Below are 6481 nucleotides of genomic sequence, written 5' to 3'. Positions count from 1 at the left end.
TAAAACAGTTGTTTTAGATTATAAAAAATAATAAGTTTTATCCTTGCTGCTTCAAAGTCTTTGAAGAAAACCATATTCCGCCTACAAGCATTTTTCCTTCCGATTCTTCATAAACAAACTGCACTGTTACATCTCCCTGTGCTTCTTTTGAATATTCGGATTTATAAAAAACACTTGTACATCCCTTTTCTGAAAGTGTTTTTACAAAAGACAGGCTTCCTTTTTCATACTTGCCTATTTTTTCATTAATAGGCTTGCAGATTTTATCTGCAAACGCCTCTTTCTCACTTGTATATTCTTTGCCGGTTGCAGTATTGATCATTGATTTGAGGCTTTTTTTAAAATCTTCACTAATCACTGCAGAAACAGAATCATAATCACTTGCACTGACTGCAGCCAGAAAATCCTCCGCAACAACCTTGCTGTAGTCCGGTTCAATCGTGCCTCTTTTTGCGCATCCTGCTCCAAAAACAGAAAGCACCGCAATGATGATTACAATCAGTGCATATATGCTTATTTTTTTATTCGCCATTTAATCTCCATTCATTTATAAGAAAAAAATTTTTAAAATATGTCTTTAATTAACAAGGCTTTTTCTCTGAATTATCATTTATGCATTATCAGCCATTTATTTTATTTAAAAGCCATGCCATGTTTTTTCCCAGATTAATAAATGTTTCTATGCCCTCTGCATCATTTAATATGTCTCCTTTTTCCCGTCCTATTGCCATATTCCAGTAAGAAGAGCATGGTATTATGCAACCGCTTATAAGAAACATTTTATTTATCTGAAGCACGGCATCCACTGCTCCCGCTCTTCTTGCAATGGCTATTCCTGCTGCCGCCTTTCTGTTTAATTTCATGCCGGCAGCCCTTGAAGCATATCCCAGCCTGTCTATGAATGCCTTCGCTTCTGCAGTGACTGAACCGAAATATGTAGGTGATCCTATTATAAAACCTTCGCTTTCATAAACTTTTTTAATTGAGTCATTTACCATATCATCTTTTATATTGCAGAACCCGCTTTTTGTTTTTTTACATATGCCGCATGCATCACAGCCATAGATTTTTTCGCATCCCATCTGCACTATCCCGGTTGATATAGATTCTTTTTCAAGCTCACCAGCAATGATTTTAAGTCCCGTATAGGTATTGCCGTCTTTTCTGGGACTGCAATTAAATAAAGTAACTCTCATTTTTATCCGCCTTTCGTATATATTCTTGGTATTCTGTCGCCTATCATGCATATTATTTCATAATTGATTGTCTCTATAAGATCTGCCAGTTCGTTTGCCGTTATCTGCTTACCGCCGCCATGGCCTATAAGGACTACCTCATCACCGGCTTTGGCATCGCCTGCCCCATTGCATCCGGTCAGATCGATCATTGTCTGGTCCATTGTAATATTCCCGACAACCGGGGCAAGGCAATCATTAAAAATAGCATAAGCTTTGTTTGAAAAATTCCAGGAGTAGCCGTCTGCATATCCGATCGGAATTGTTGCAATTATGCTGTCTCTTTTTGTTTTAAATGTGCCACAGTAAGAAATATTTTCACCTTTTTGAACTTTTTTAATAAAAGAAATTCTTGCTTTAAGGCTTAAAACCGGTTTAAGTTTTGAGATAAAATCCATTACATCCCTGCTGCAGAAATCTTCATAATCATTATTAAAGGGGTTTATTCCGTAAATAATAATGCCGAGCCTTACTATGTCAAGATGCATCTCGGGATATCTTAAAAATGCAGCACTATTGGAACAGTGATAATTTTCTATTTCAGGGCATGTGATTTTAAGTTCATCCATTATCTTTTTAAATCTGCCCCATTGGAGCATATTATAGGAATCTTCTTTCCTTGACGCACATGCAAAATGAGTAAATACTCCTTCTGTCTTTATGCCCGGCATTTTTGATATCGCAATTATATCTTTTACGGCATTTTTAAAATCAAGACCTATGCGGTTCATCCCGGTATCAATCTTTATATGAACCCTGCAATCTTTATTAATGGAACTGCAGATATCCGAAATTATTTTCGCACTGTTTACGGAAGTAACAGACAAATGTATATCATTCTCAACTGCATCTTTTACTTTTTCAGGAGAATGGGCTCCGAGACATATTACCGGAACTTTTACCCCGCCGTTCCTGAGCCTGAGACCTTCGTGGATAAGCGCCACGCCAAGCGATGAAGAACCCGCGGCAATTGCTCTTTTTGATATTTCCAGAAGACCGTGACCGTATGCGTTTGCCTTTACGACAGTCATTATATCCGGTTTTTTATTGTCTTTTTCAGAATTGCATGAAAAAATAAATTCTCTTACAAGTTTTAAATTGCTGTCAAGATTATCCAGATTTATTTCTACCCAGGCAAAACGATCATTAGGATGATAAACATAGTTTAAATTATTCATTCCGAATTTTCTTCCTATTTACTGATTTTTCGCAAAAGATTTTACAATATCTGCTCCGGTAATAATACCTGCAGGTCTGTCTTCTTTATCAACTATCGGAATTCTGTTTACTTTGTTATTTACCATCATTTCAGCAATATCGGATACCGAAGTGTCTTTAATTTTAATGGTTATGTCCTTTCCCGTTGCCACTTCAACCATGATTCCGTCATCGTTTACCACAGGGGACACCGCTTATCTTTTTTTCTATTAATAACACTGACAGTTCTTCAGTTGATACATTTTCATTTATTGTAACTATATTGACTGACATATGTCTTGCGCTGCAAGTCCGGATATAATTTTCTCCTTAATATTTGTTAACTAAATAGTTTTTATATTTGAAGAATATAACAGTAAGAATCAATTTTAATACTTTAATTTTTCAATTTCCAGAAATACCTTTTTTAATCCCTCAAGAAGGTCTGTCGCAATCATTGAGGTTTTACCGGTACAGATACTTATGAAATCAGAAGCAAGGCCATGGATATAAGTACCACAGACAGCAGCGCTTAGCCTGTCCATCCCCTGGCAGAGAAATGCACCGATGATCCCCGTCAGGATATCTCCGGTTCCGGCGGTTGCAAGAGCAAAATCACCGGTCGGGTTTATGAAAGTATCTTTTTTATATGTAATAATCGTTGAAGAACCTTTCAGGACTGAAACAACGCCAAATTTTTCAGACGATTCCCTGTTTGAGGCAATTCTTTCTTCAGGATTTATTTTTTCTTTTGAAAGAATTGAACATAATTCTCCGGGATGCGGAGTAATTATTACATTTTCAAGATTAAACAAAGCATCTTCCTGTATCTCCAGCGGAGCTGCAAGCGCTCTGAGTCCGTCAGCATCAAGAACTGTCGGTATTTTAATGTTTTTAAGTATTTCTCTTACCAGCATAACAGTGCTTGGATTTCTGGAAAGACCCGGTCCGATTGCAAGTCCGTCATATTTCTTGCTTTCATTCAATATTTCCCTGAAAGAATTCAAATGAAGGCTTCCGGCATCCGTCTGCTCAACAGGGTATGTCATTTCTTCTGTCAGCTTGATTTCAAATATTTCGTTTAGTTCCACAGGGCAGACAAGTGTTACTATTCCGGCCCCCGCTCTTATAGCAGCCTGGCAGGTCATTGCTGCTGCTCCTGTAAAACCTCTTGAACCTGCTATGACAAGCAATTTGCCTACCGAATGTTTATAAGAATATTGCCCTCTGTCCGGAAGTTTTTCAGCTACCCATTTTAATGTAGCTTCAAAACAGCCGTCATGTTTTTTTAAAATACTATCAGGTATTCCTATGTCTGTAACTATTACTTTGCCGGAATATTCAGAACCCGGATAAATGACATGCCCTGTTTTTTTTGTTCCGAAAGTAATAGTATGGTCCGCCTTTATCGCTTTTCCGAGTATTTTACCATCGTCAGAATCTATGCCGGAAGGAATGTCTACTGCAAAAACAATCAGCTCTTTTTTTGATTTTCTGATTCTGTTCACCAGATCAATTATCTCCGGGCCTCTGCCTCTGATGTCATTGTGAAGCCCTGTTCCGAATAATGCATCCACGGCAAAATCAGATTCCAGAAGACAATTTTCCAGTTTTGCCAAATAGTCTTTTTCATTTCCGTTTTCCGGAAAAAAAATTTTTATGCTGCCGGGGATTTTATCAGTCCGCGGGTCAGGCTTTTCTTTGATTTCCAATAGTTTTCTGTAATAAAAAAGACTGTCACCTTTCAGTTTTTCCTGGAAACCGGAACAGAATAAGGTTAAATCCATTCCTTTTTTTAAAAGATTTAATGCGCAGACAAAGCCGTCTCCGCCATTATTCCCGGTTCCACACAGTATGCAGCCCTTTAGTTTTAATACCGATTTACTTTTGCAGGTTTTCACCCGGCCGGTTTTTCCGACAGCATTCTGCCCGGAACCAAAAACAAATTCCTTTTTCCGATAGCAGTCCAGAATAAAATCTGAAACACATGTACCCGCATTATTCATAAGCCACCCGGAATCAATGCCTGATTCCATGCATTCACGGTCAATTTCTGCGGTATCGCTGCCTTTCAGTATTTTTTTAAGATTATCATTGTCATTAAAATCCATTGGTTTTCAGAATTCTTTCCCTGCTTCAATAATAAAAATTTTTACTTCAAAAATCAGGCCGGAGACCTTTCAATTTAAAAAATGCAGCATAAAGACATATTAAGATATTTTATCATAAAAATAATCAGGGGTCTTTAAATTGTCATTCAGATAATGCAGTGGCAAATGCGACACAGTATGATCTGGTAGAAGATATTGTAAGTATAATATCTTTTATTTTATGAATTTTTGCATATGATAAGGTTCTCCCGCTAAGCGATACAACAGGTTTGCCATCTTTATCATTTCCAATATTTATTTCCTTAAAAAAAATATTTTTGCCGATTCCCTGACCAAGACTTTTTGCCACTGCTTCCTTGGCTGCAAATCTTGAGGCAAAGCATTCATATAAAACCCTGTTTTTCCTTATACAGTAATTTATCTCGGTTTCAGTATATATCTTTTTCAGGAAAGCCGGATATTTTTCCACGATTCTTTTAATTCTTTTAACCTCTATCAGATCGGTTCCGATATTAAAAATATTCAATTCATTATTCCGCACATAAGCTCTCTTTGCACTCTTAAAAATAATATTTCAGCTTTCTATTTTATTGTATGAATAATATTACAAATATCTTCCTGTATCTTCTCAACCACATCCATGGTTTCTGCCTCAACCATTACCCTTACAAGAGATTCCGTCCCGGAAGGCCTTACAACTATTTTTCCTTCACCTTTCAAATAATTTTCTGCCTCTGTTATTTTTTCCTTCAATTCAGGACTTTGCATAATAAGGTTCTTGTCTTTTACCTTTATATTTTTCAAAACCTGTGGATAATGCTCTATTATTTCGTAGACCGTATCCGGGTCTTTCCGGCTTTCATAAAGTAAATCCAGAAAAATAAGGGTGGAAAGCAATCCGTCTCCTATGTAGCTGTAATTACTAAAAATTATATGCCCTGACTGTTCGGCGCCTATAATGATATCTTTTTCAATCATTTTTTCCAGCACATATCTGTCGCCTACTTTTGTTTTATAAACGCTTATATTTTTTTCCCGCATTGCTTTTTCCAGGCCATAATTTGCCATTATGGTAGTCACTACACCATTATTCTTTAAAGTATCATTTTCTTTCATTAATATTGCGCTGAAAGCAAGAAAAACATCGCCGTCAAGAATCCTTGAGAATCTGTCACAGCCTATGACTCTGTCTCCGTCACCATCATAAGAAAACCCTATGTCTGCTTTGCTTTCCTTTACCAGTCTCCGGAGCACTTCAGGATGCGTAGATCCGCAATCCTTATTAATGAGCCCGCTTTTGATGTCGGTATTAAAGCTGATAACTTCAGCGCCGAACATTGACAACACCTTTGGAACCGCTACGGATGTTGCTCCATTGGCACAGTCCACAGCTATTTTTAAACCTGCAAGATTGAATCTGAAACCCCGGGTTATATAATTAATATACATATCCAGAGCATCCGGGATAATTTTCTGTCTGCCTATATCAAGACCGGTCCTTCCTGTAAAGTCTTTCCGGTCATCATTTAAGATAATATCCTCCAGTTTTTTTTCTTCCTTGTCAGTAAGCTTTACCCCTCCCTTTTTGAAGATTTTTATTCCATTATCTTCAAGAGGATTGTGTGAAGCTGAAATCACTATGGCTCCGTCTGCGTCAATTAATTTTGAAAGCATGGCTGTTCCCGGAGTACTTAGTATGCCTGCGCTTAATACATCGCTGCCTTCCGACATTATTCCGGCACTCAGACCCGTCTCTATCAAATCGCCTGACGGCCTGGTATCCTTACCTATCAATATTCTTGCACGCTCTTTGCCGCCGCTTATAAACCCGGCAATCGCTTTGCCTGTTTTTAATACTAATTCAGGAGTAAGATCTTTATTTGCAATACCTCTTATTCCATCTGTTCCAAAAAGTTTTCTTGGATCTGCTTCCATCAA

General features: G+C 37.6%; 7 protein-coding genes. All 7 read right to left on the bottom strand.

What is annotated here, in order from left to right:
- Positions 1-37: 37 nt before the first annotated feature.
- The 7 genes from GXZ93_00280 to glmM all read right to left on the bottom strand — a co-directional run bounded on the left by GXZ93_00280 (position 38) and on the right by glmM (position 6478).
- A complete protein-coding gene (locus tag GXZ93_00280; protein ID HHT78231.1) occupies positions 38-532 on the bottom strand; it encodes a hypothetical protein in 495 nt (164 codons plus the stop codon).
- Between the two features lie 88 nt (positions 533-620).
- Complete coding sequence (locus GXZ93_00275) at positions 621-1196, bottom strand: flavodoxin family protein (GenBank protein HHT78230.1); 576 nt, start codon at positions 1194-1196, stop codon at positions 621-623.
- Positions 1197-1198: 2 nt separating this feature from the next.
- Positions 1199-2413 carry an alanine racemase gene (alr, locus tag GXZ93_00270; GenBank protein ID HHT78229.1) on the bottom strand — a complete coding sequence of 405 codons (1215 nt, stop codon included), beginning with the start codon at positions 2411-2413 and terminating at the stop codon, positions 1199-1201.
- Between the two features lie 18 nt (positions 2414-2431).
- Entirely contained in the window at positions 2432-2635 is a 204-nt protein-coding gene (locus GXZ93_00265; GenBank protein HHT78228.1) for a CBS domain-containing protein, read from the bottom strand.
- A gap of 186 nt (positions 2636-2821) precedes the next feature.
- The gene (locus GXZ93_00260; GenBank protein ID HHT78227.1) at positions 2822-4543 is read right to left on the bottom strand and encodes an NAD(P)H-hydrate dehydratase; all 1722 of its coding nucleotides are present in this window, start codon (positions 4541-4543) and stop codon (positions 2822-2824) included.
- A gap of 142 nt (positions 4544-4685) precedes the next feature.
- On the bottom strand, positions 4686-5069 hold the full coding sequence (acpS, locus tag GXZ93_00255; protein ID HHT78226.1) for a holo-ACP synthase: 384 nt from the start codon (positions 5067-5069) through the stop codon (positions 4686-4688).
- Between the two features lie 56 nt (positions 5070-5125).
- Positions 5126-6478 (bottom strand): phosphoglucosamine mutase, encoded by a 1353-nt coding sequence (glmM, locus tag GXZ93_00250; protein ID HHT78225.1) that lies wholly within the window; start codon positions 6476-6478, stop codon positions 5126-5128.
- Positions 6479-6481 lie beyond the last annotated feature (3 nt).

The sequence above is a fragment of the Actinomycetota bacterium genome (assembly GCA_012837825.1).
Lineage (GTDB): Bacteria > Actinomycetota > Humimicrobiia > Humimicrobiales > Humimicrobiaceae > Humimicrobium.
The sequence above is the reverse complement of the archived record's forward strand: the minus strand, read 5'-3'. Positions and strand labels throughout refer to the sequence as shown.